This is a genomic window from Vibrio sp. SBT000027 (genome assembly GCF_963894355.1).
GTDB lineage: Bacteria > Pseudomonadota > Gammaproteobacteria > Enterobacterales > Vibrionaceae > Vibrio > Vibrio splendidus.
On the sequence record NZ_CAWQGD010000003.1, the window covers coordinates 15,723 to 38,935 of the forward strand.

General features: G+C 44.6%; 19 protein-coding genes and 4 tRNA genes. 18 read left to right on the plus strand and 5 right to left on the minus strand.

Translation table 11 applies throughout. The annotated features are described in order from the left end of the window. Window positions 1-84: 84 nt before the first annotated feature. On the minus strand, window positions 85-516 hold the full coding sequence (locus AACU28_RS08570) for a GNAT family N-acetyltransferase (protein WP_102495989.1): 432 nt from the start codon (window positions 514-516) through the stop codon (window positions 85-87). 66 nt (window positions 517-582) lie between these two features. On the opposite strand from AACU28_RS08570, the gene murB reads away from it, so the two are divergent. Then, window positions 583-1,629 carry a UDP-N-acetylmuramate dehydrogenase gene (murB, locus tag AACU28_RS08575; RefSeq protein ID WP_029406461.1) on the plus strand — a complete coding sequence of 349 codons (1,047 nt, stop codon included), beginning with the start codon at window positions 583-585 and terminating at the stop codon, window positions 1,627-1,629. Further along, window positions 1,626-2,591: a bifunctional biotin--[acetyl-CoA-carboxylase] ligase/biotin operon repressor BirA gene (gene birA / locus AACU28_RS08580; protein ID WP_121602809.1), complete on the plus strand. Its 966-nt coding sequence runs from the start codon at window positions 1,626-1,628 to the stop codon at window positions 2,589-2,591. The genes murB and birA overlap by 4 nt, the downstream gene beginning before the upstream one ends. A gap of 7 nt (window positions 2,592-2,598) precedes the next feature. Here birA and coaA read toward each other — a convergent pair whose 3' ends face one another. Then, a complete protein-coding gene (gene coaA, locus AACU28_RS08585; RefSeq protein ID WP_065605265.1) occupies window positions 2,599-3,522 on the minus strand; it encodes a type I pantothenate kinase in 924 nt (307 codons plus the stop codon). Window positions 3,523-3,732: 210 nt separating this feature from the next. Here coaA and AACU28_RS08590 point away from each other — a divergent pair. From AACU28_RS08590 to rpoC, 13 genes are all read left to right on the plus strand, one after another. Then, window positions 3,733-3,808: transfer RNA gene (locus tag AACU28_RS08590), tRNA-Thr, on the plus strand. 45 nt (window positions 3,809-3,853) lie between these two features. After that, a tRNA-Tyr gene (locus AACU28_RS08595) sits at window positions 3,854-3,938 on the plus strand. A 38-nt stretch (window positions 3,939-3,976) separates the two neighbouring features. Then, a tRNA-Gly gene (locus AACU28_RS08600) sits at window positions 3,977-4,051 on the plus strand. Between the two features lie 14 nt (window positions 4,052-4,065). Then, window positions 4,066-4,141 (plus strand) — tRNA-Thr (locus AACU28_RS08605). 94 nt (window positions 4,142-4,235) lie between these two features. Next, window positions 4,236-5,420 carry an elongation factor Tu gene (gene tuf, locus AACU28_RS08610; protein ID WP_012604914.1) on the plus strand — a complete coding sequence of 395 codons (1,185 nt, stop codon included), beginning with the start codon at window positions 4,236-4,238 and terminating at the stop codon, window positions 5,418-5,420. Between the two features lie 223 nt (window positions 5,421-5,643). Then, complete coding sequence (secE, locus tag AACU28_RS08615) at window positions 5,644-6,021, plus strand: preprotein translocase subunit SecE (RefSeq protein WP_017096511.1); 378 nt, start codon at window positions 5,644-5,646, stop codon at window positions 6,019-6,021. A 13-nt stretch (window positions 6,022-6,034) separates the two neighbouring features. Continuing rightward, the gene (nusG, locus tag AACU28_RS08620) at window positions 6,035-6,583 is read left to right on the plus strand and encodes a transcription termination/antitermination protein NusG (RefSeq protein ID WP_012605006.1); all 549 of its coding nucleotides are present in this window, start codon (window positions 6,035-6,037) and stop codon (window positions 6,581-6,583) included. Window positions 6,584-6,795: 212 nt separating this feature from the next. Continuing rightward, the gene (rplK, locus tag AACU28_RS08625) at window positions 6,796-7,224 is read left to right on the plus strand and encodes a 50S ribosomal protein L11 (RefSeq protein ID WP_010435555.1); all 429 of its coding nucleotides are present in this window, start codon (window positions 6,796-6,798) and stop codon (window positions 7,222-7,224) included. 4 nt (window positions 7,225-7,228) lie between these two features. Further along, window positions 7,229-7,933, plus strand: coding sequence for a 50S ribosomal protein L1 (rplA, locus tag AACU28_RS08630; RefSeq protein ID WP_017077557.1), 705 nt, complete (start codon window positions 7,229-7,231; stop codon window positions 7,931-7,933). A gap of 244 nt (window positions 7,934-8,177) precedes the next feature. After that, window positions 8,178-8,672, plus strand: a complete 495-nt coding sequence (gene rplJ / locus AACU28_RS08635) for a 50S ribosomal protein L10 (RefSeq protein WP_017077558.1) — start codon at window positions 8,178-8,180, stop codon at window positions 8,670-8,672. A 57-nt stretch (window positions 8,673-8,729) separates the two neighbouring features. After that, the gene (gene rplL, locus AACU28_RS08640) at window positions 8,730-9,095 is read left to right on the plus strand and encodes a 50S ribosomal protein L7/L12 (protein ID WP_004729770.1); all 366 of its coding nucleotides are present in this window, start codon (window positions 8,730-8,732) and stop codon (window positions 9,093-9,095) included. 235 nt (window positions 9,096-9,330) lie between these two features. Next, on the plus strand, window positions 9,331-13,359 hold the full coding sequence (gene rpoB, locus AACU28_RS08645; RefSeq protein WP_029222057.1) for a DNA-directed RNA polymerase subunit beta: 4,029 nt from the start codon (window positions 9,331-9,333) through the stop codon (window positions 13,357-13,359). A 90-nt stretch (window positions 13,360-13,449) separates the two neighbouring features. After that, window positions 13,450-17,652: a DNA-directed RNA polymerase subunit beta' gene (rpoC, locus tag AACU28_RS08650; RefSeq protein WP_004729767.1), complete on the plus strand. Its 4,203-nt coding sequence runs from the start codon at window positions 13,450-13,452 to the stop codon at window positions 17,650-17,652. Between the two features lie 355 nt (window positions 17,653-18,007). Here rpoC and AACU28_RS08655 read toward each other — a convergent pair whose 3' ends face one another. Continuing rightward, window positions 18,008-18,505 (minus strand): Rsd/AlgQ family anti-sigma factor, encoded by a 498-nt coding sequence (locus tag AACU28_RS08655; RefSeq protein ID WP_017083833.1) that lies wholly within the window; start codon window positions 18,503-18,505, stop codon window positions 18,008-18,010. Between the two features lie 164 nt (window positions 18,506-18,669). Here AACU28_RS08655 and nudC point away from each other — a divergent pair, with 164 nt between their 5' ends. Together nudC and hemE are read left to right on the plus strand one after the other, a co-directional pair. Then, window positions 18,670-19,479, plus strand: coding sequence for an NAD(+) diphosphatase (nudC, locus tag AACU28_RS08660; RefSeq protein ID WP_121602810.1), 810 nt, complete (start codon window positions 18,670-18,672; stop codon window positions 19,477-19,479). Window positions 19,480-19,778: 299 nt separating this feature from the next. Beyond that, a complete protein-coding gene (hemE, locus tag AACU28_RS08665) occupies window positions 19,779-20,846 on the plus strand; it encodes a uroporphyrinogen decarboxylase (RefSeq protein WP_004729761.1) in 1,068 nt (355 codons plus the stop codon). A 108-nt stretch (window positions 20,847-20,954) separates the two neighbouring features. Here hemE and AACU28_RS08670 read toward each other — a convergent pair whose 3' ends face one another. Next, on the minus strand, window positions 20,955-21,548 hold the full coding sequence (locus tag AACU28_RS08670; protein ID WP_102489010.1) for a uracil-DNA glycosylase family protein: 594 nt from the start codon (window positions 21,546-21,548) through the stop codon (window positions 20,955-20,957). Then, complete coding sequence (locus AACU28_RS08675) at window positions 21,548-22,474, minus strand: D-2-hydroxyacid dehydrogenase (protein ID WP_004729758.1); 927 nt, start codon at window positions 22,472-22,474, stop codon at window positions 21,548-21,550. The genes AACU28_RS08670 and AACU28_RS08675 overlap by 1 nt, the downstream gene beginning before the upstream one ends. A 71-nt stretch (window positions 22,475-22,545) precedes the next feature. On the opposite strand from AACU28_RS08675, the gene AACU28_RS08680 reads away from it, so the two are divergent. Then, window positions 22,546-23,133 carry a YjaG family protein gene (locus tag AACU28_RS08680; protein WP_004729756.1) on the plus strand — a complete coding sequence of 196 codons (588 nt, stop codon included), beginning with the start codon at window positions 22,546-22,548 and terminating at the stop codon, window positions 23,131-23,133. Window positions 23,134-23,213: the final 80 nt, after the last annotated feature.

A 23,213-nucleotide genomic window follows, 5' to 3' on the forward strand; every position in this document is an offset into this window, starting at 1 on the left:
GTTTTACCTTAAAAATATGCAAAATTGCGAACCTTTAATTTTACCAAAGGGATAGCATGAAATACTAGATAATCGAGGCATTCTCTAACAATTTTGCTGATAATGCATAGGAATGAGATCTTTTCCGCTATTCAAATAGCGCTCGTACAAAACTCTTAGGCCATTAGGAAGATCTGTCGGGTCTACTTGCATGAACTTGTGTCGAGAGTAAAAGTTGGTGAGATGAGCATAAGCAAAGCAATAATCGCTTTCTGTTAGCGTATGTTTCGTACAATAGTCCATAAGCAGAGAGCCTAATTGCTTACCACGATGTTGTTTTGATATCGCCATACCAGTAAGTAAGCGATTATCTTCAATGGTGCGAAAACGCACGACACCACAAAGTTCGTTATCTAGTAATAACGAATAGATCAGTTCACTCTTGTTCGCTTTTCCCGTTGGATAATGTTCCTTATAGAAACGTTTAACTAGGGGAACCTTTACTGGGTCTAATTGAGTAATGATGACATTGTTCATTCAGTCACTGCGCCATTGGTTTATCTGCTGTAGAATGATGGCAGTGTAAGTTAATTGAATATCGCCATGCAATTCCATCTCAATGCTAGTTTAAAAAATGTTCATACTTTTTCTATCGATCAGACCTGTGATGCGTTGGTTGAAGTAACTACGATCGACGAACTGATTTCGGTTTATAGGAATCCTAAATGGTCGACTTCACCTAAGTTAATTTTGGGTAAGGGCAGTAATATGCTTTTTACCAAGCATTTCGCCGGTTTGATCATTGTGAATAAATTAGCTGGGATTGAGCTGACCGAGACGGACCGTCATCACCTTCTGCATGTGAGTGGTGGTGAGGATTGGCCAAGCTTGGTTGAGTGGAGTGTTGATAAAGGTCTGGGTGGTCTAGAAAACCTCGCAATGATACCTGGTTGTTCAGGCTCTGCTCCGATTCAGAATATTGGTGCGTATGGTGTTGAACTGCAAGACGTATGCGAATATGTTGATATTCTGTATCTGGATACTTATACAGTTAAGCGGTTAAGCAAAGAGGAATGTCTCTTTGGCTACCGAGATTCTATTTTTAAACACGCTCTCTATGGCAAAGCGATTGTTGTTGCGATTGGTTTGACCCTACCTAAAGAGTGGAATCCATGTAATCACTATGGTCCGTTAAAAAGCCTACCAGCTGAGACTCTCTCTCCTCGTACTATATTTGATGAAGTATGCGCTATCCGTTCAAGTAAGTTGCCAGATCCTAGAGTCCAAGGCAATGCGGGTAGCTTCTTCAAAAACCCTGTGATCACCAAAGATCATTTTGATCGGCTGTTTGCGTTATACCCAAACATTGTCGGTTACGAGAGTAATGACATGATCAAAGTCGCCGCCGGGTGGCTTATTGATCAATGCCAGTTTAAAGGTGTGATTGAAGGTGGTGCTCAAGTTCATCCAAACCAAGCTTTGGTTATCATCAATTATGATGAAGCCTCTGCTGTGGATATCCTCAGACTTGCATCACGAGTACGTCAAGCTGTCCTAGATAAGTTCGACATTCCATTGGAACACGAAGTCCGCTTTATGGGCCAAGACAGTGAGACAAACTTAGACAAGGCGTTGGAGGCAATGGCATGAGAGAGCACAGTACCAAGCTCGCACTATTGAGATGTCTTGCCGATGGTGAGTTTCATTCTGGTGAATACTTAGGTGAAATGATCGGTGTATCACGAGCGGCTATCAGTAAGCACATTAAAGGTATCCAAGAGTGGGGGTTAGACATCTATCGAGTACAAGGCAAAGGTTATAAGCTAGCCAGTCGTTTAGATATGCTTGACCAAGAAAAATTGTCCGCTGTCAGTCGTGATGCTTCTCTTGAACTCATTCCAATCATAGGTTCAACAAACCAACACCTGTTAGAGCGTACTAATACCCTCGAATCGGGGTCGATCTGCATTGCTGAATATCAAGCTGCAGGTCGTGGACGTCGTGGAAGAGAGTGGGTATCGCCATTTGGTGCAAATCTTTACCTTTCAATGTATTGGAGGCTCGATGCAGGCATGGCTGCCGCTATGGGGTTAAGCCTTGTCGTTGGCGTTGCTGTTGTTGAAGCCTTGGAAGAGATGGGTGTTGAAGGAGTTAAACTGAAATGGCCGAATGATCTTTACCATAATGACAAGAAACTCGCGGGTATTTTAGTCGAGTTGTCAGGACAGTCTGGTGGCGCTGCTCATATTGTTATTGGTTTGGGACTAAACCTGTCCATGGACCCGACAACATCAGGTATTGGTCAGCCGTGGACGTCTCTCAAAGAGGTCTGTGATGGAAAAGTGCCCGACCGTAACCAGTTAACACAGGCTCTGATCAATGCTTGGGACAAGTCACTTGCTGACTATGAGTTGAAAGGAATGTCTAATTTTGTCGAACGGTGGAACCGCTTAGATAACTTCTTAGGTCGCAACGTTAGACTGATCATTGGACCTAGAGAAATTGAAGGTGTTGTACAGGGTATCGATGAACAAGGTGCCGTGTTACTCAAAACTGAGAACGGTGTTGAGAGCTATATCGGTGGAGAGATATCCCTAAGAAAAGGGGACTAAGAGGTTATTATTTTCTTAGTAACACTTCCTCAACCATATGATCTGTGCCTTTGCGTAAAATCAGGTGAGCCCTTTCTCTGGTCGGAAGGATATTCTGCTCTAGGTTTAAACCATTGATTGATTGCCAAATACCTTCTGCTTTTTCCTTAGCGGCAAGATCTGATAATTTAGTGTAGTGCCCGAAATATGAACCAGGTTTAGCGAAGGCACCTTCACGGAACTTCATAAAACGATTTACATACCATTGTTGAATTTGAGCGCTTTCAGCATCGACATACAATGAGAAGTCGAGGAAGTCTGAAATGAAGACTCTATGAGGCTCATGTGGGTAATTCATACCGCTTTGTAAAACGTTGAGCCCTTCGATAATGAGCACATCGGGTAAGTCGACCTCTTTTACTTCCTTGGTAATGTTGTAGGTGAGATGAGAGTACACAGGTGCAGTCACATTACGCTTACATGCCTTTACGTCTGAAACAAAATTGACTAGAGCTTTGATATCATAGGACTCAGGGAACCCTTTCTTACTCATTAATCCTTTTTCTTCTAATATTTCATTTGGATATAAGAAGCCATCTGTCGTAACTAACTCAACTTTAGGGTGGTTTTCCCAACGAGATAGCAAAGCTTTCAATAGACGAGCTGTTGTACTTTTCCCTACTGCTACACTGCCAGCAATACCAATGATGAATGGTGGCGCAGTTTCTTTCTTATCCAGAAATTGATGAAGCACTGAGTTTCTATTTTGTCGAGCGGCCACATAGAGGTTTAACAGGCGCGATAACGGTAGATAAATCTCTACTGCTTCTTCCATTGTCAGCTTTTCATTGATGCCTTGAAGCTCTTTCAAATCGCTCTCAGAAAGTGTCATTGGAACTAAATTCCTTAGTTCAGACCACTGCGCGCGGTCAAATGACATAAATGGGCTCATACAAAACTCTATAGTGGATAACAAAACAAGTGCATGGAAAATACATCAAGCGATAGATAAATTAAATATCTTCCTTTACTAGATGCGGATTAAAGGCAGAAACCTTGAGCTAAATAACCGTATATAGGAATTTGATAAGAGAATTTTGCACTTTTTTGCAATTTACTATTGCAAGGTGGAAAATCATTCAATAAAATGCGCCCCACTTGTGCCGACTTAGCTCAGTAGGTAGAGCAACTGACTTGTAATCAGTAGGTCACCAGTTCGACTCCGGTAGTCGGCACCACTTTCTCCCTTCTATTTATAGAGAGCGAGAGAAAGATCAAAATTTGGAGGGGTTCCCGAGTGGCCAAAGGGAGCAGACTGTAAATCTGCCGGCACTGCCTTCGATGGTTCGAATCCGTCTCCCTCCACCATATTCTAAAGGTTAAATAGCTCAAAAGAGTTACGTGTTGCGTGCATCGTATAATGGCTATTACCTCAGCCTTCCAAGCTGATGATGCGGGTTCGATTCCCGCTGCACGCTCCAACTCATTTTTGTGTGCTGATATAGCTCAGTCGGTAGAGCGCACCCTTGGTAAGGGTGAGGCCCCCAGTTCGACTCTGGGTATTAGCACCAGTCTAAAGCTTCTTCTCCTTTAATAAAGAAAACCATTTTTTTGGTTGCGTGGTCTTATTTTAAGCCACCTAATCCGTACCTAGAGGGACACCCCATGTCTAAAGAAAAATTTGAACGTACGAAACCGCACGTAAACGTTGGTACTATCGGCCACGTTGACCACGGTAAAACAACTCTAACTGCTGCTATCTGTACTACACTTGCAAAAGTGTACGGCGGTGTTGCTAAAGATTTCGCATCTATCGATAACGCTCCAGAAGAGCGCGAACGTGGTATCACAATCGCAACTTCTCACGTTGAGTACGATACTCCTGAACGTCACTACGCACACGTAGACTGTCCTGGACACGCCGATTATGTTAAAAACATGATCACTGGTGCTGCTCAAATGGACGGCGGTATCCTAGTTGTTGCTGCTACAGATGGCCCTATGCCACAAACTCGTGAGCACATCCTACTTGGTCGTCAAGTTGGTATCCCTTACATCATCGTATTCATGAACAAATGTGACATGGTTGATGACGAAGAGCTACTTGAGCTAGTAGAAATGGAAGTTCGTGAACTTCTTTCTGAGTACGAGTACCCAGGAGACGACCTTCCAGTAATTCAAGGTTCTGCACTTGGCGCTCTAAACGGCGAAAAGCAGTGGGAAGACAAGATCGTTGAGCTTGCAGAAGCACTAGATTCTTACATTCCACTTCCAGAGCGTGCTGTTGACCTACCGTTCCTACTTCCTATTGAAGATGTATTCTCAATCCAAGGTCGTGGTACTGTAGTTACTGGTCGTATCGAGCGCGGTATCCTACGTGTAGGTGACGAAGTAGAAATCGTTGGTATCAAAGAAACTACTCTTACTACTTGTACTGGTGTTGAAATGTTCCGTAAACTGCTTGACGAAGGTCGTGCAGGTGAGAACGTTGGTGCACTTCTACGTGGTACTAAGCGTGATGACGTTGAACGTGGCCAAGTACTTTCTGCTAAAGGTTCAATCAACCCACACACTAAGTTTGAGTCTGAAGTATACGTACTTTCTAAAGACGAAGGCGGCCGTCACACTCCTTTCTTCAAGGGTTACCGTCCACAGTTCTACTTCCGTACAACTGACGTAACAGGCGATATCACTCTACCTGAAGGCGTAGAAATGGTAATGCCAGGTGACAACGTTCAAATGACTGTTGAGCTAATCGCTCCAATCGCAATGGACGAAGGTCTACGTTTCGCAATCCGCGAAGGTGGCCGTACAGTTGGTGCTGGTGTTGTAGCTAAAATCTTTGCATAAGATTTGACGAACCACTAGTAAAAAGGGCATCATTTGATGCCCTTTTTCTGCGCTGAAAAAAGAGTTGGGTGTTTTGACATCAATTTTAGCTCTTAGCAAAGAATTAAACGGTCTTTTTGACTAAAATGACTGTTAGATGTGTTGTTTTGCAACGCAAAGGAATGTGCCCTGCAACAGCGGGGTTATTGTCGTCTATATTTAAGACTTATCACAGGTTGGTTTTATGAAAGCAAACGCTGAAACTCCTGATAGCTCAGGTGCAGCAGATACAATGAAGTGGGTAGTCGCTTTTGTACTGTTGGCTGCTGCTGTTGTGGGTAATTACCTGTATGGTGAATTGTCTGTTGTAATTCGCGCTGCAGGTGTAGTTGTGCTGATTGCTGCCGCACTAGGCGTTGCAGCAACAACAACTAAAGGTAAAGCTGCGATCGATTTTGCAAAAGAATCTCGTATGGAGATTCGTAAAGTTGTTTGGCCTACTCGCCAAGAAACTATGCAAACTACATTGATCGTTTTAGCTGTATGTATTGTTATGTCTCTAGTGCTTTGGGGAATTGACGGCATTATGGTCCGTTTAGTTTCTCTAGCGACTGGGGTGTAGAGGGTTCTGATTCATGAGTGAAGCTCCAAAAAAACGTTGGTATGTAGTTCAAGCCTTTTCTGGCTATGAAGGTCGTGTATCTCAATCGTTACGCGAACATATTAAAATGCACGACATGGAAGAGTTCTTTGGTGACGTTTTAGTACCTACTGAAGAAGTAGTGGAAATGCGTGCAGGTCAACGCCGTAAAAGCGAACGTAAGTTCTTCCCTGGCTACGTATTAGTGCAAATGATCATGAATGATGAATCATGGCACTTAGTGCGCAGTATCCCTCGTGTTATGGGCTTCATTGGTGGTACCTCTGATCGTCCTGCACCAATCACTGACAAAGAAGCTGATGCTATCTTGAACCGTCTAGAGAAAGCGAGCGAGTCTCCACGTCCTAAGACAATGTTCGAAGCGGGTGAAGTGGTTCGTGTGAACGATGGTCCGTTTGCTGATTTCAACGGTACAGTTGAAGAAGTAGATTACGAGAAAAGCCGCATTAAGGTATCTGTATCGATCTTTGGTCGTGCAACGCCGGTTGAGCTTGAATTTGGTCAAGTTGAAAAGCTAGACTAAAACTCTAACTTTTGAACAAGCTGTGGATAAATGCTTCATAAGTTGTTCAAAATAAAAGAGTATAAAAAACCACCTTTTTAGGGTTGTTAAAGGCGCGAATTATGATTATAATTTCGCGCCTTTTTGCTTCTATCGAAGTAAGAAAGAGTTAATTGAAATTAAGGGGAGCTTGCCTTAGGGCTAGCGCATGTACCCAAAAATTAGGAAATATCATGGCTAAGAAAGTTGAAGCTTATATCAAACTGCAAGTTGCAGCTGGTATGGCAAACCCAAGTCCACCGGTTGGTCCTGCTCTAGGTCAACACGGCGTGAACATCATGGAATTCTGTAAAGCGTTCAACGCAAAAACAGAATCTGTTGAGAAAGGTCTACCTACTCCAGTAGTAATTACTGTTTACAACGACCGTTCTTTCACGTTCGTAACTAAGACTCCACCTGCTGCTGTTCTTCTTAAGAAAGCTGCTGGCGTTAAGTCTGGTTCAGGTCGTCCAAACACTGAGAAAGTTGGTACTGTAACTGACGCTCAAGTTCAGGAAATCGCAGAAACTAAAGCTGCTGATATGACTGGTGCTGACATCGAAGCAATGAAGCGTTCTATTGCTGGTACTGCTCGTTCAATGGGCCTAGTGGTAGAGGGATAAGATCATGGCAAAACTTACTAAGCGTATGCGCGTAATCCGCGACAAAGTTGAAGTAACTAAAGAATACGAAATCAACGAAGCTGTTGCTCTTCTTAAAGAACTAGCGACTGCTAAATTCGTTGAGTCTGTAGATGTTGCTGTTAACCTAGGCATCGATGCTCGTAAATCTGACCAAAACGTACGTGGCGCAACTGTGCTACCTCACGGTACTGGCCGTGAAATCCGCGTTGCTGTGTTCACTCAAGGTGCAAACGCAGAAGCAGCTAAAGCAGCTGGCGCAGATATCGTTGGTATGGAAGATCTTGCTGAGCAAGTGAAAAAAGGCGTAATGGACTTTGACGTTGTTGTTGCTTCTCCTGATGCAATGCGCGTTGTTGGTCAACTAGGTACAATCCTAGGTCCACGCGGTCTAATGCCAAACCCTAAAGTTGGTACTGTAACTCCTAACGTTGCTGAAGCGGTTAAGAACGCTAAAGCTGGTCAGGTTCGTTACCGTAACGACAAGAACGGTATCATCCACACTACTATCGGCAAAGCATCTTTCGAAGCTAACCAGCTTCAAGAGAACCTAGAAGCACTTCTAGTTGCTCTTAAGAAAGCTAAGCCTTCTTCAGCGAAAGGTACTTTCCTGAAGAAAGTAAGCATCTCTACTACGATGGGTGCTGGTGTTACTGTTGATCAAGCTAGTCTTGACACTCAAGCAAACTAATTTGCTTTGGCGCAGATTTAGTATATACTTCTGCGCCTAATATTTGTGGTTGGGTGGTTTTTGAAGCAATTCATAACTGTCTATCCCAAGACCGTAGGCGCTGAACCTTTTTAAGGTGAAGCTTAATAAAACCTACGTAGGCGATGTTGTCGTTTGAAATGAATTTATTCATTTTTGAATAACATCGTAAACGCTCAATGTATTTTATATTGAGTGCTGTAATCACAACCAGAGGTTAATCCAAATGGCTTTAAATCTTCAAGACAAAAAAGCAATTGTTGCTGAAGTCAACGAAGCAGCCAGTGGTGCACTTTCTGCAGTTGTAGCTGACTCTCGTGGCGTTACTGTTGGCGCGATGACTTCTCTACGTAAACAAGCTCGCGAAGCGGGTGTTTACATGAGAGTTGTTCGTAACACACTAGCACGCCGTGCAGTAGAAGGTACTGAGTATGAGTGTCTACAAGACACATTTACTGGTCCTAGCCTACTTGCGTTCTCTAACGAGCACCCTGGTGCTGCAGCGCGTCTTTTCAAAGACTTCGCTAAAGAGAACAAAACATTCGAGATCAAAGCTGCTGCATTTGAAGGCGCAGTTACTGATGCTGATGTACTAGCGACACTACCAACTTACGACGAAGCTATCGCACGCCTAATGATGTGCATGAAAGAAGCTTCTGCTGGCAAGCTGGTTCGTACTATCGCTGCTGTTCGCGACCAAAAAGAAGAAGCTGCGGCATAAGCCTTGCTTTTCACTGGTTGCTATTTAAACTTATTGTTGACTTAAAAGAGAATTGTTATGTCTATTACTAACGAGCAAATCCTAGACGCAGTTGCAGAAATGTCTGTAATGCAAGTTGTTGAGCTTATCGAAGCTATGGAAGAAAAATTCGGTGTTACTGCTGCTGCTGCAGTTGTAGCTGGTGGAGCTTCTGCTGAAGCTGCTGCTGAGCAAACTGAATTCGACGTTATCCTTACTGGCGCTGGCGCAAACAAAGTACAAGTTATCAAAGCTGTACGTGGCGCAACTGGCCTAGGTCTTAAAGAAGCTAAAGGTCTTGTAGACTCAGCTCCTGCAGCGCTTAAAGAAGGCGTTGACAAAGCTGAAGCTGAAGCTCTTAAAGCACAGCTAGAAGAAGTTGGCGCTTCTGTTGAAATCAAGTAATTATTACTTAATTTCCTAGCCGCAAGGCTATTGGCTGGTGGTTTATTAACCACCGGCCTTTTTGCGCTGTAGGGCTATGACGAATTTCCCGCTGTTTAACCGTCATAATCCGAGCAAAAAAACAGTCATTTTTTCGAAATGATTGTTCAACTACAGTAAACAGCTGTTTGTCACCGCCCCCTCTGAAGAGTGTTTTGGGTGGTTTGGGTCACTTATCAGCGAGCTGAGGAACCCCATGGTTTACTCTTATACCGAGAAAAAGCGCATCCGTAAGGATTTTGGTACTCGTCCACAAGTTTTGGACATTCCATACCTGTTATCGATCCAGCTTGATTCTTTCGATAAATTCATCGAACAGGATCCAGAAGGTCAATACGGTCTTGAAGCTGCTTTCCGTTCTGTATTTCCAATTCAGAGCTACAACGGCAATTCTGAGCTGCAATACGTTAGCTACCGTCTTGGTGAGCCAGTTTTTGACGTTAAAGAATGTCAAATCCGCGGTGTAACTTACTCAAAGCCACTACGCGTAAAACTACGTCTAGTTATCTTTGATCGAGACGCACCAGCAGGCACTGTAAAAGACATTAAAGAACAAGAAGTCTACATGGGCGAAATTCCGCTTATGACAGACAATGGTACTTTCGTAATTAATGGTACCGAGAGGGTTATCGTATCCCAGCTGCACCGAAGCCCAGGCGTGTTCTTCGACAGTGATAAGGGTAAGACCCACTCATCAGGTAAAGTTCTTTATAACGCACGTGTAATTCCTTACCGTGGCTCATGGTTAGACTTTGAGTTCGATCCTAAGGATAACTTATTCGTACGTATCGACCGTCGTCGTAAGCTACCAGCATCGATTATTCTTCGTGCACTTGGTAAATCGACTGAAGAGATCCTAGATCTGTTCTTCGACAAGGTGAACTTCGAAGTTAAAGACCAAACTCTACTTATGGAGTTGGTTCCTGATCGTCTACGTGGTGAAACTGCGTCATTCGACATCGAATCAAACGGTAAAACTTACGTTGAGACTGGTCGTCGTGTTACTGCTCGCCATATCCGTCAACTTGAAAAAGATGGCGTTGAGCACATCGAAGTACCAGTAGAGTACATCGTTGAAAAGATTGCTGCGAAAGATTACATCAACGAAGCAACTGGCGAGATCATCGTTGGCGCAAACCAAGAGATTAGCCTAGAAGCACTTGCTAACCTGTCTCAAGCAGGTCACAAGACTCTAGAAGTGCTGTTCACGAATGACCTAGACCATGGTCCATTCATGTCAGACACTCTACGTGCGGATAGCACAGTAGATCGCATCTCTGCATTGGTAGAAATCTACCGCATGATGCGCCCTGGCGAGCCACCAACGAAAGAAGCTGCAGAATCATTGTTCGAAAGCCTATTCTTCTCTGAAGATCGTTACGACCTATCAACTGTAGGCCGTATGAAATTCAACAGCTCTATCGAGCGTGAAGAAGAAGAAGAGCGCGGTACTCTGGATGAATCAGACATCATCGAAGTGATGAAGAAACTGATCGGCATCCGTAACGGTATTGGTGAAGTGGACGATATCGACCACCTTGGCAACCGTCGTATCCGTTCTGTAGGTGAAATGGCAGAAAACCAATTCCGTGTTGGTCTAGTTCGTGTAGAACGTGCCGTTAAAGAGCGCCTAAGCCTTGGTGACCTTGATGCAATCATGCCTCAAGATCTTATCAACGCTAAGCCGATCTCTGCTGCAGTTAAAGAATTCTTTGGCTCTTCACAGCTTTCACAGTTTATGGACCAAAACAACCCATTGTCAGAAGTTACGCACAAACGTCGTATCTCTGCTTTAGGTCCTGGTGGTCTTACTCGTGAGCGCGCAGGCTTCGAAGTACGTGACGTTCACGTAACTCACTACGGTCGTCTATGTCCGATCGAAACGCCTGAAGGTCCAAACATCGGTCTAATTAACTCGCTATCTGCGTTTGCACGTTGTAACGATTACGGTTTCCTAGAAACTCCGTATCGTCGTGTAGTAGATGGTGTAGTAACAGAAGAAGTTGATTACCTGTCTGCAATCCAGGAAGGTCAATTCGTAATCGCGCAAGCAAACACTATTCTTACAGAAGAAGGTACGTTTGCAGATGAGCTAATCACAGCTCGTCAAAAAGGTGAATCTGGTCTTCACCCACGCGAGCACGTTGACTACATGGACGTTGCGACAAACCAAGTAGTATCTATCGCTGCTTCGCTTATCCCGTTCCTAGAACACGATGATGCGAACCGTGCATTGATGGGTGCCAACATGCAACGTCAAGCGGTACCAACACTTAGAGCTGATAAACCTCTAGTAGGTACTGGTATTGAACGTAACATCGCAGTTGACTCTGGTGTTACAGCGGTTGCTAAACGTGGTGGTCAAGTTCAGTCTGTAGACGCTTCTCGTATCGTAGTTAAGGTTAACGAAGATGAATTGGTACCTGGCGAAGCTGGTATCGATATCTACAACCTAACTAAGTACACGCGTTCGAACCAAAACACATGTATTAACCAACGTCCAACTGTACTTCCTGGTGAACCAGTTGCACGCGGTGATGTTCTTGCTGATGGTCCTTCAACTGACCTTGGTGAACTTGCTCTTGGCCAAAACATGCGTATCGCATTTATGCCTTGGAATGGTTACAACTTCGAAGACTCGATCTTAGTATCTGAGCGCGTAGTTCAAGAAGACCGTTTCACGACAATCCACATTCAAGAACTATCTTGTGTGGCTCGTGATACTAAGCTGGGCTCTGAAGAGATCACAGCTGATATTCCAAACGTAGGTGAGTCTGCTCTGTCTAAACTAGACGAGTCAGGTATCGTTTACATTGGTGCTGAAGTTAAGGGTGGCGACATCCTAGTTGGTAAAGTAACCCCTAAAGGTGAAACTCAACTGACTCCTGAAGAGAAGCTACTACGTGCTATCTTCGGTGAGAAAGCATCTGATGTTAAAGATACTTCTCTACGTGTACCAAACTCTGTTTCGGGTACTATCATCGATGTACAAGTCTTCACTCGCGATGGCGTAGAGAAAGACAAACGTGCACTTGAAATCGAACAGATGCAGCTTAAAGAAGCTAAGAAAGATCTAACTGAAGAGTTCCAAATTCTTGAGGGTGGCCTTCTTAACCGTGTTAAAGCTGTACTTCTGTCTGGTGGTTACTCTGAAGCTAAGCTTGATACTATCGGTCGTAAGCAATGGCTAGAGCAAGTTCTAGAAGACGATGCGCTACAAACACAGCTTGAGCAACTTGCTGAGCAGTGGGATGAGCTAAAAGCAGACTTCGATAAGAAGTTTGAAACTAAGCGTCGTAAAATCACTCAAGGTGATGATCTAGCGCCTGGCGTTCTTAAGATTGTTAAAGTTTACCTAGCGGTTAAACGTCGTATCCAGCCTGGTGATAAGATGGCCGGTCGTCACGGTAACAAAGGTGTAATCTCTAAGATTAACCCTGTTGAAGACATGCCATACGATGAGAAAGGTCAGCCTGTAGACATCGTACTTAACCCGCTGGGTGTACCATCGCGTATGAACATCGGTCAGATCCTAGAAGTTCACTTAGGTTTGGCTGCGAAAGGTATCGGTGACAAGATCAACCAAATGGTTAAGGAACAACAAGAACTGCATAAGTTCCGTGAGTTCCTACAGAAGGTTTATGATCTTGGTGATACTCGTCAGAAAGTTGATATTGCTGAACTGTCTGATGATCAAGTTCGTACACTGATTAAGAACCTACGTGGCGGTCTACCGATTGCTACTCCTGTGTTCGACGGTGCTTCTGAGTCTCTAATCAAAGAACTACTTAAACTGGGTGATCTGCCAGAATCTGGTCAGCTTAAACTGTTTGATGGTCGTACTGGTGATTCGTTTGAGCGTCCTGTAACTGTTGGTTACATGTACATGCTGAAACTGAACCACTTGGTTGATGACAAGATGCATGCTCGTTCAACTGGTTCTTACAGCCTAGTAACTCAGCAACCACTTGGTGGTAAAGCTCAGTTCGGTGGTCAGCGTTTCGGTGAGATGGAAGTATGGGCACTAGAAGCATACGGTGCTGCATATACTCTACAAGAAATGCTAACAGTTAAGTCGGATGACGTTAACGGCCGTACTAAGATGTATAAGAACATCGTAGATGGCAACCATAGCATGGAACCTGGCATGCCAGAGTCGTTCAACGTACTGTTGAAAGAGATTCGCTCGCTAGGTATCAACATCGAGCTAGAAGACGAAGAGTAATCCCTCTTTTTTATAAAGAAGATTGGATTACTTGGTAAAGGGGGCTCACTTTAGTCGGTGAGCTCCTTTAACTCCTTACAGGAGCTGAACGTGAAAGACTTATTAAACTTTCTAAAAGCACAGCATAAGACCGAAGAATTTGATGCAATCAAAATCGGTCTATCTTCACCAGACACGATCCGTTCGTGGTCTTTTGGTGAAGTTAAAAAGCCAGAAACAATTAACTATCGTACGTTCAAACCTGAACGTGATGGTCTGTTCTGTGCACGTATTTTTGGTCCAGTTAAAGACTACGAATGTCTTTGTGGCAAATACAAGCGCCTGAAGCACCGTGGTGTTATCTGTGAGAAGTGTGGCGTTGAAGTTACACAAACTAAAGTTCGTCGTGACCGTATGGGCCACATCGAGCTTGCTTCACCAGTTGCTCACATCTGGTTCCTAAAATCACTGCCGTCTCGTATCGGTCTACTAATGGATATCCCTCTGCGTGATATCGAACGTGTTCTTTACTTCGAAATGTACGTAGTAACTGAACCGGGTATGACTGATCTAGAAAAATCTCAGATGCTTACTGAAGAAGAGTATCTGGATCGTCTAGAAGAGTGGGGTGACGAATTCACTGCTAAGATGGGTGCTGAAGCGATCAAAGATCTGCTTTCAACAATGGACCTTCATCAAGAAGTGGAAGAAATGCGCGAAGAGTTGGAAACAACTAACTCTGAAACTAAGCGTAAGAAAGTTACTAAGCGTTTGAAGCTAGTTGAAGCGTTCATCTCGTCAGGCAACAAGCCTGAGTGGATGATCCTAACTGTACTTCCAGTGCTACCGCCAGATCTTCGTCCTCTAGTACCTCTAGATGGCGGTCGCTTTGCGACTTCAGATCTGAACGACCTTTACCGTCGTGTGATCAACCGTAACAACCGTTTGAAGCGTCTTCTAGAGCTAGCGGCTCCAGACATCATCGTACGTAACGAAAAGCGTATGTTGCAAGAGTCTGTTGATGCCCTTCTAGATAACGGTCGTCGCGGTCGTGCGATCACGGGTTCTAACAAGCGTCCTCTGAAATCTCTTGCTGATATGATCAAGGGTAAACAAGGTCGTTTCCGTCAGAACCTTCTAGGTAAACGTGTAGACTACTCTGGCCGTTCTGTAATCACAGTAGGTCCATACCTTCGTCTACATCAGTGTGGTCTTCCTAAGAAGATGGCACTTGAGCTATTTAAGCCGTTCATCTACAGCAAGCTAGAGACTCGTGGCATGGCTACGACAATCAAAGCTGCTAAGAAAATGGTAGAGCGCGAAGAAGCGATCGTTTGGGATATCCTAGACGAAGTTATCCGTGAACACCCAGTACTGCTTAACCGTGCACCTACACTTCACCGTCTAGGTATCCAAGCGTTTGAACCAGTACTAATCGAAGGTAAAGCGATTCAGCTTCACCCACTAGTGTGTGCGGCATACAACGCCGACTTCGATGGTGACCAAATGGCTGTACACGTGCCTCTAACTCTAGAAGCACAGCTTGAAGCTCGTACCCTAATGATGTCGACGAATAACATTCTGTCGCCAGCATCAGGTGATCCGATCATCGTACCTTCTCAGGACGTTGTATTGGGTCTTTACTACATGACACGTGACAAGATCAACGTGAAAGGTGAAGGTATGTACCTTGCTGGCCCTGCTGAGGCTGAAAAGGCATACCGTACTAAGACTGCTGAGCTACATGCTCGCGTTAAAGTACGTATCACTGAAACAGTAGTAGACGAAGACGGCAATAGCACAACGAATACTGGTCTAGTAGATACTACTGTAGGTCGTGCAATGCTATGGCAGATCGTTCCTAAAGGCCTTCCGTACAGCATCGTTAACCAAAAGTTAGGTAAGAAGCAGATCTCTACTCTTCTTAACGAGTGTTACCGTAAGCTTGGTCTAAAAGATACAGTAGTATTTGCTGACCAAATCATGTACGCAGGTTTCGCATACGCGGCTCTTTCTGGTGTTTCTGTAGGTATCAACGATATGGTTGTTCCTCAAGCGAAATACGACGAGATTGAATCTGCTGAAGAAGAAGTTCGCGAAATCCAAGAGCAATTCCAATCTGGTCTTGTTACTGCGGGTGAGCGTTACAACAAAGTTATCGATATCTGGGCATCTACGAATGACCGCGTTGCGAAAGCAATGATGGATAACCTATCTTCTGAAACAGTTATTAACCGTGACGGCGAAGAAGAACAGCAAGAATCGTTCAACAGCATCTACATGATGGCCGACTCGGGCGCACGTGGTTCTGCAGCTCAGATTCGTCAGCTAGCAGGTATGCGTGGTCTGATGGCGCGTCCAGATGGTTCAATCATCGAAACGCCGATCACTGCGAACTTTAAAGAAGGTCTAAACGTCCTTCAGTACTTTATCTCAACGCACGGTGCTCGTAAGGGTCTTGCGGATACAGCACTGAAAACAGCAAACTCGGGTTACCTAACTCGTCGTCTAGTAGACGTTGCTCAAGACGTTGTAGTACACGAACATGACTGTGGCACGCATGAAGGTATCGACATGATGCCTCACATCGAAGGTGGTGACGTTAAAGTTGCACTTTCTGAGCTTGCTCTTGGTCGTGTTGTTGCTGAAGATGTTCTTAAGCCTGGTACTGAAGATGTACTGATTCCACGTAATACTCTGATTGATGAGAAGTGGTGTCAAATCATGGAAGACAACTCAGTAGATAGCATGAAAGTGCGCTCTGTTGTTACCTGTGATGCAGACTTCGGTTGTTGTGCACAGTGTTACGGTCGTGACCTAGCACGTGGTCACCTAGTGAACCAAGGTGAAGCAGTTGGTGTTATCGCTGCACAATCTATCGGTGAACCGGGTACACAGCTAACGATGCGTACGTTCCACATCGGTGGTGCGGCATCTACTGCAGCAGCAGAGAACAGCATCCAAGCTAAGACAACTGGTACTGTGAAGCTTCACAATGCTAAGTTCGTAACTAACAAAGATAAGAAACTGGTTATCACTTCTCGTGCATCTGAGATGACGATTATTGATGAGTTCGGCCGTACTAAAGAGAAGCACAAACTTCCTTACGGTTCGATGCTAACCAAAGGCGACAACGCAGCAGTTACTGCTGGTGAAGTTGTAGCTAACTGGGAAGCGCATACCATGCCAATCATCACTGAAGTGGCAGGTCGTATCCAATTCGTAGATATGATCGATGGTATTACAGTTTCTCGTAACACTGACGATCTAACGGGTCTTTCTTCAAGTGAAGTTACAGACGCAGCAGCTCGCCCAGCAGCAGGTAAAGATATGCGTCCAGCTATCAAACTTGTTGATGAGCAAGGTAACGACGTAATGATCCCTGGTACTGATATGCCAGCTCACTACTTCCTACCTGGCAAAGCGATTGTAAACATCGAAGATGGCGCTGAAGTTGGCATTGGTGACACACTATCTCGTATCCCTCAAAAATCGAGCGGAAACAAAGATATCACCGGTGGTCTACCACGCGTAGCTGACCTATTCGAAGCTCGTAAGCCTAAAGAGCCTGCGATCCTTGCTGAGCACACAGGTACTGTGTCTTTCGGTAAAGAAACGAAAGGTAAGCGTCGTCTAGTAATCACTCGTGAAGGCGGTGACGCTTACGAAGAGATGATTCCTAAGCATCGTCAATTGAACGTGTTCGAAGGTGAGAAGATTGAACGTGGTGATGTAATCGCCGACGGTCCTGAAACTCCACACGATATCCTGCGTCTACGTGGTATCCACGCAGTAACTCAGTACATCGCGAACGAAGTTCAAGAAGTTTACCGCTTACAAGGCGTAAAGATTAACGATAAGCACATTGAGACTATCGTTCGTCAAATGCTACGTAAGTGTACAATCACTCATTCTGGTGACTCTCCGTTCCTACCTGGCGAACAAGTTGAGTACCACAATGTTAAGATTGCTAACCGTAAGCTAGAAGCTGAAGGTAAAGAACTAGTACGTTTCGAACGTGATCTACTAGGTATTACTAAAGCATCTCTTGCAACTGAGTCATTCATCTCAGCTGCATCGTTCCAAGAAACGACTCGCGTACTAACAGAAGCTGCGGTTTCTGGTAAGCGTGATGACCTTCGCGGTCTGAAAGAGAACGTAATTGTTGGTCGTCTGATCCCAGCTGGTACTGGTTTCGCATACCACCAAGAGCGTCAAAAGCAACGTGAAGAAGAGCAAGAAGGTCCTTCAGCTGAACAAGCTACTGACAATCTAGCAGCACTTCTAAACGCTGGTTTCTCTTCAGAAGAGTAAGCTCTACGAGTAGTCTCTAAGAGATAAGAAAAGGCACCTTCGGGTGCCTTTTTTGTATCTGGCGTATAGGTGTTTAATGAGAGGTGTATAGATTAGAAGTTGATAGGTATGCTTGTCGATTGCTTGGCTGGTGGACTTAGTCGATAGTACTTTATCGAAGGCAGCTTGCGCGTTAACAGGGAGGCAGAGGGAGGCGCAGAGGATGAAACCGGTGAGAAGTGTTACGTCGGGTTATCGCAAAACATCAGAATAGAGACGAACCAATAGGCTCTGATAAAAGAGTTGGATGTGTCAGGTAACGCTACAGACAAAACAAAAAGCTTGCACAGAGGCAAGCTTAGAAGATGTTAAGCCATTAAGCTCCTGGTGGAACCGCTAGGCTGTCGGCAATTTGTTGTATCAGTTGGTCTTCAACCGCAAACCTAGCCTCAAGAATCTCACCTACGAGTGACAGTTCACTATCAAAGCTTTCTAATGTATCACTAGCTTCAATGGCGGCGTATTTGTCGGTGAAGTTGAGCAGAGGGTCCGTGGTAAGGACGATATGACCATAAGACTGGTTGATTTCGTCTGTTGCTTTGAAGCCAGTAGACTGCCATTTGTCCATCACCATGTCATAGATTTTGAAATGACCTTCGGAGATGTAATCAACAAGATGTTGGCTGAATTTTTGGAGTTCTTCTGGAGAAGGCAGTTCGGTGATTGCAGTTGCTTTCGACGATGAAGGCTGTAGAGCGGCAAGCTTACAATACTCAACGATTAGAGACTGTCGAGTTTCGAGCCAATGATCGATGACCTCATTAGAGCCACCCCATTGTTCTTGTATTTGTTTGAATTTATTTAGCATGACCATGTCCTCATGATCTGATCACAACCTTGTGATCAAGTAATTGCCTAAGTAAGGTCCATTTATTGGTATCTACTAAAAGTAATAGTTTGAATTATTCTCTGCTACAACTCTAGTATGAAATTAGATTGCCAGTAAAATGAACGAACTGCAAGCAATGAGGCATAGGGATGTTAAAAAAAAGTGATAACAAAATGACAGAGCAAGCTTATTGGTGCGTCGTTTCAGGTAGTGATATTTGGGTTAATAATGATCAGTTTCCTTATGGCTCAGCTGAAGAGCTAGGGCTGAGCGTCGAGCATGCAATCTGTATTGGTCAGCATCAAGGTCGTAAGGTGTATTGGCTCAACGACTGTGATGTTGAGAGTGAGCTGACCATGATAAATCTACGTGAGTTATTGCACTGGCCTGAATCGAGTTTTCTGACAGCAAGTAAAGCCATCCAGTATGGGCACATGACGCAAAGTATGCGTTTTTGTCCTCAGTGTGGCGGTCGTAATCACCTCAACCATAATCAGGTGGCGATGCAATGCGGAGACTGCCGAACACTTCATTATCCTCGCATCTTCCCGTGTATCATTGTCGCTGTACGTAACGACAACAAGATATTGCTTGCACAGCACCCGAGACATAAAACTGGTATGTATACCGTGATAGCGGGCTTCCTAGAGGTTGGAGAGACCTTAGAGCAGTGCGTGGCAAGAGAAGTAAAAGAAGAGACAGGCATCGATGTCAGTAATATCCGTTACTTTGGCAGCCAGCCATGGGCGTTTCCGTCGAGTATGATGATGGCCTTTCTGGCTGACTATGCTGGTGGAACGCTTAAACCAGATTACAGTGAATTGTCGGATGCCCAGTGGTTTGATGTAACAAGCTTGCCTGATGTTGCTCCAGTAGGAACGATTGCGAGACAATTGATTGATAAAACTGTGGGTGACGTGATGAAAGATGGTGTGACGGAGCAGACGATAGAGTACTAATTTACCTATGATGGTATTTGGCCTATAGGTGGTCAAAAGCTAAAAAAAACCCTCCACAAGTGGAGGGGGTAAGTAAGATGTCGTTATGAGATGCTGAGTAGTGACTACTCAGATGTTATAATTGTAATTTTCGCTAGCGAACAAATTTTTAACATGCTCCTGCAATTGGGTGCAAATTAAGCATTGATTTAAAAGTTAATAACTTGATCTAGGTTGCAAAGCACACAGCTTTTACCCTTCAATCAGTGTTAGAATACTTGCCATCAAAACTAGACAAGATTGAATTGGAATTTAACGGAATGACCGAATTAAAAAACGATCGCTATTTACGCGCACTTTTAAAACAGCCTGTTGATTACACACCAGTATGGATGATGCGCCAAGCTGGCCGCTATCTTCCAGAGTACAAAGCAACGCGCGCTGAAGCGGGCGATTTCATGTCTTTGTGCAAAAACGCTGAACTGGCATCAGAAGTAACACTTCAACCTTTACGTCGTTTCCCGCTTGATGCGGCAATCTTGTTCTCTGACATCCTAACTATCCCTGATGCAATGGGCTTAGGCTTGTACTTTGAAACTGGTGAAGGTCCTAAGTTTGAACGTCCTATCACATGTAAAGCTGACGTAGAGAAGATTGGCCTACCTGATCCAGAAGGCGAGCTTCAATACGTAATGAATGCTGTTCGTCAGATCCGTAAAGATCTGAAAGGCGAAGTGCCATTGATTGGTTTCTCTGGTAGCCCTTGGACATTGGCAACTTACATGGTTGAAGGCAGCAGCTCGAAGGCGTTTACTAAGATCAAGAAGATGATGTACGCAGAGCCACAAACACTGCATTTACTTCTAGATAAGCTGGCTGACACCGTTATTGAATACCTGAACGCGCAAATTAAAGCGGGTGCACAATCGGTAATGGTATTCGACACATGGGGTGGTGTACTTACTCCGCGTGACTACAACCTGTTCTCACTACAGTACATGCACAAAATTGTAGATGGCCTAATCCGTGAAAACGAAGGTCGCCGTGTACCGGTTACTCTGTTCACTAAGAACGGTGGCATGTGGCTAGAATCTATCGCAGCGACTGGCTGTGATGCGGTGGGCCTAGACTGGACAATCAATATTGCGGATGCAAAAGCGCGTATTGGCGATAAAGTGGCTCTACAAGGCAACATGGACCCATCAGTGCTTTACGCACAACCTGAGCGTATTCGTGAAGAAGTCGGCACTATCCTTGAAGGTTTTGGTGACGGCGGTACTGGTCACGTATTTAACCTTGGCCATGGTATTCACCTAGATGTGCCACCAGAGAATGCTGGTGTATTTGTGGACGCAGTTCATGACCTATCTAAGCCATACCATAAGTAATTAAGTATGTGTTTTTAGAAAAAGCGCTGTCGAGAAATCGGCAGCGCTTTTTTATTACCTTTTTATCCGCATCCAATATCGGCTTCATCATCGTGGATGTGCAGCTAACTAGGTATTTGGATCATAGTAGGCCAAATGCTTCGAGATGTGCTTTTGGATGTAAGGAATGACTTCACTTTCAAACCAAGGGTTCTTCTTGAGCCAGATATTATTGCGTGGCGAAGGGTGAGGTAGCGGTAAAAAATCAGGAGCCCAAACCTGCCAGTTACGTACTGTTTCTGTCAGTGTGCTGGTGGTTTTATTTGTTAGGTAATAGTTTTGTGCGTATTGGCCAATCAGCAGTGTCATTTGGATGTTGGGTAGCGATTGCAGCACTTTGTTATGCCAAAGCTCCGCACACTCTTTACGTGGTGGGAGATCGCCACTCTTTCCCTTTCCCGGATAACAAAAACCCATAGGAACAATCGCGACTTTTTGTTCGTCATAAAACGTATCGCTATCTATCCCTAACCATTCTCTTAATCGTTCGCCACTGGCATCATTCCAAGGGATCGATGACTCATGAACTTTGATGCCGGGTGCCTGCCCGATGATAAGCAAGCGCGCGTTTGGATGCGCTTGAATCACCGGGTTAGCACCGTGTGATAGGTGAGGCTCACAAGCTCGGCATTGTCGAATCTCTTTGAGTAACGATGAGGGCATCAGTAACCTTTATCAAAATCGATGATGTGGTTAAGTTTAAAGCCATCTCGCCACTGTTGGTAATTCTCGGCAAAGATCTCTACCACCTGCCTTGGCTCACTCAGCGCTGCAATGTGCGGGGTGATGGTCACTTGCGGTAATGTCCAGAAAGGGTGCTCCTGCGAGAGGGGCTCACTTTCAAACACATCCAAGAAAGCATGCTCAACCCACTTATTCTTAATCGCTAGCAGCAAGGCTTTGTTATCTAAGCTCTCTCCTCTGCCAACATTAAACAGCAGCACATTCGAGCAGTAACTTAAGGTCGTTTGATTGAGTAATTGATAGGTTTCAGCTGTTGATGGCAAGGTGTTGACCACAATATCCGCTTGCTTAAGGGCAGCCTCTATCTCATTGATGTGGAAAGTTTCTTTAAAGGTCTCTTGCTTTGATGGGATGCCGGTACGGTTGACTCCAATGGTATGAATACCAAAGGCAGCTGCGGTTTTCGCTAAATGACTTCCGATTGAACCTGTTCCTAAAATCACCATGGTTTTGTCAGTTAGGCTAGTATATAGCTGTGGCTGCCAGCTTCGTTGTGCTTGTTGCTGGTGGTAGTGAGGGAAGTGTCTACAGTGGCTGATCGTGTAACCTAACACGTATTCAGCAATCGCAGGGCCGAAGATGCCTTTGACGTTGGTCAGCGTATAATCTTGACGAAGATCCGGCTGAGTGAGTTTATTGATTCCTGCGTAGGCACTTTGCACCCAGTCTAGATGTTTAAACTCATTAAGTCGCTCCGCGATTAAAGGAGGAGAAGCCAGCACGATCTCAGCTAATTCGGGGTTTTGAGTGATTTCGAGGTCAGGTAACCCTTGGTTTAGAATCAGTTGCGTATAAGTATCGTCATGCTCAGTAAGAATATAGAGCTTATTCGTAAAATTGTTCATCGGCCTACCTTTTCCATCCTAGGTTTATCAAGTACACTTTCGCTGTCTTTTTCTGCAATTATTGAGTGACTATGCTTCAGAATCCACTGCAGGTTCGTCTAGAAAAGTTAGAACCTTGGCAACAAATTACCTTTATGGCGTGTCTATGTGAGCGTATGTACCCTAACTATGCCATGTTTTGTGAGAATACAGAATTTGCGGAAGCTCGAATCTATCGTGATGTTTTGGATAGCATTTGGGAAATCCTAACCGTTAAAACGGCAAAGGTGAATTTTGAGCGTCAGCTTGAGAAAGTCGAAGAGCTATTCCCAAGTGGAGATGATTTTGATTTCTACGGTGTTTACCCTGCGATGGACGCGTGCCAAGGCTTAGCAACGTTAATCCATGGCTTACTTGACCGTGAGCATCTGCTTGAAACTGTCATTAAAGTGAGTCAACAATCGGTGAAGACGGTTGCTGAGCTTGAGTTTGCTCAAGGCGCTGAAGAAGTGACAAACGAAAACCAGAAAGAAAACGAAGCGGTGTGTGAAGAGTGGGACGTTCAGTGGGCCATCTTCCGACCTCTACGTGAAACGACTGAGCGTGACCTAGAATTGATTAAAGATCTGCGTCATGAACTGCGTGAAGACCCAGTAAGTAACATTGGTGTAGCGTTATAATTCGCTATCGCATCAAAGTACGAATAAAAACAAAGGCTCCCTAGGGAGCCTTTGTTGTATCTGACGTTATCAAATTGAGA

Excerpts from the sequence above, each read along its gene's own strand:
- AACU28_RS08570 (WP_102495989.1), bottom strand. The coding sequence starts at position 516 with ATGAACAATGTCATCATTACTCAATTAGACCCAGTAAAGGTTCCCCTA.
- murB (WP_029406461.1), top strand. The coding sequence starts at position 583 with ATGCAATTCCATCTCAATGCTAGTTTAAAAAATGTTCATACTTTTTCT.
- birA (WP_121602809.1), top strand. The coding sequence starts at position 1,626 with ATGAGAGAGCACAGTACCAAGCTCGCACTATTGAGATGTCTTGCCGAT.
- coaA (WP_065605265.1), bottom strand. The coding sequence starts at position 3,522 with ATGAGCCCATTTATGTCATTTGACCGCGCGCAGTGGTCTGAACTAAGG.
- tuf (WP_012604914.1), top strand. The coding sequence starts at position 4,236 with ATGTCTAAAGAAAAATTTGAACGTACGAAACCGCACGTAAACGTTGGT.
- secE (WP_017096511.1), top strand. The coding sequence starts at position 5,644 with ATGAAAGCAAACGCTGAAACTCCTGATAGCTCAGGTGCAGCAGATACA.
- nusG (WP_012605006.1), top strand. The coding sequence starts at position 6,035 with ATGAGTGAAGCTCCAAAAAAACGTTGGTATGTAGTTCAAGCCTTTTCT.
- rplK (WP_010435555.1), top strand. The coding sequence starts at position 6,796 with ATGGCTAAGAAAGTTGAAGCTTATATCAAACTGCAAGTTGCAGCTGGT.
- rplA (WP_017077557.1), top strand. The coding sequence starts at position 7,229 with ATGGCAAAACTTACTAAGCGTATGCGCGTAATCCGCGACAAAGTTGAA.
- rplJ (WP_017077558.1), top strand. The coding sequence starts at position 8,178 with ATGGCTTTAAATCTTCAAGACAAAAAAGCAATTGTTGCTGAAGTCAAC.
- rplL (WP_004729770.1), top strand. The coding sequence starts at position 8,730 with ATGTCTATTACTAACGAGCAAATCCTAGACGCAGTTGCAGAAATGTCT.
- rpoB (WP_029222057.1), top strand. The coding sequence starts at position 9,331 with ATGGTTTACTCTTATACCGAGAAAAAGCGCATCCGTAAGGATTTTGGT.
- AACU28_RS08655 (WP_017083833.1), bottom strand. The coding sequence starts at position 18,505 with ATGGTCATGCTAAATAAATTCAAACAAATACAAGAACAATGGGGTGGC.
- nudC (WP_121602810.1), top strand. The coding sequence starts at position 18,670 with ATGTTAAAAAAAAGTGATAACAAAATGACAGAGCAAGCTTATTGGTGC.
- hemE (WP_004729761.1), top strand. The coding sequence starts at position 19,779 with ATGACCGAATTAAAAAACGATCGCTATTTACGCGCACTTTTAAAACAG.
- AACU28_RS08670 (WP_102489010.1), bottom strand. The coding sequence starts at position 21,548 with ATGCCCTCATCGTTACTCAAAGAGATTCGACAATGCCGAGCTTGTGAG.
- AACU28_RS08675 (WP_004729758.1), bottom strand. The coding sequence starts at position 22,474 with ATGAACAATTTTACGAATAAGCTCTATATTCTTACTGAGCATGACGAT.
- AACU28_RS08680 (WP_004729756.1), top strand. The coding sequence starts at position 22,546 with ATGCTTCAGAATCCACTGCAGGTTCGTCTAGAAAAGTTAGAACCTTGG.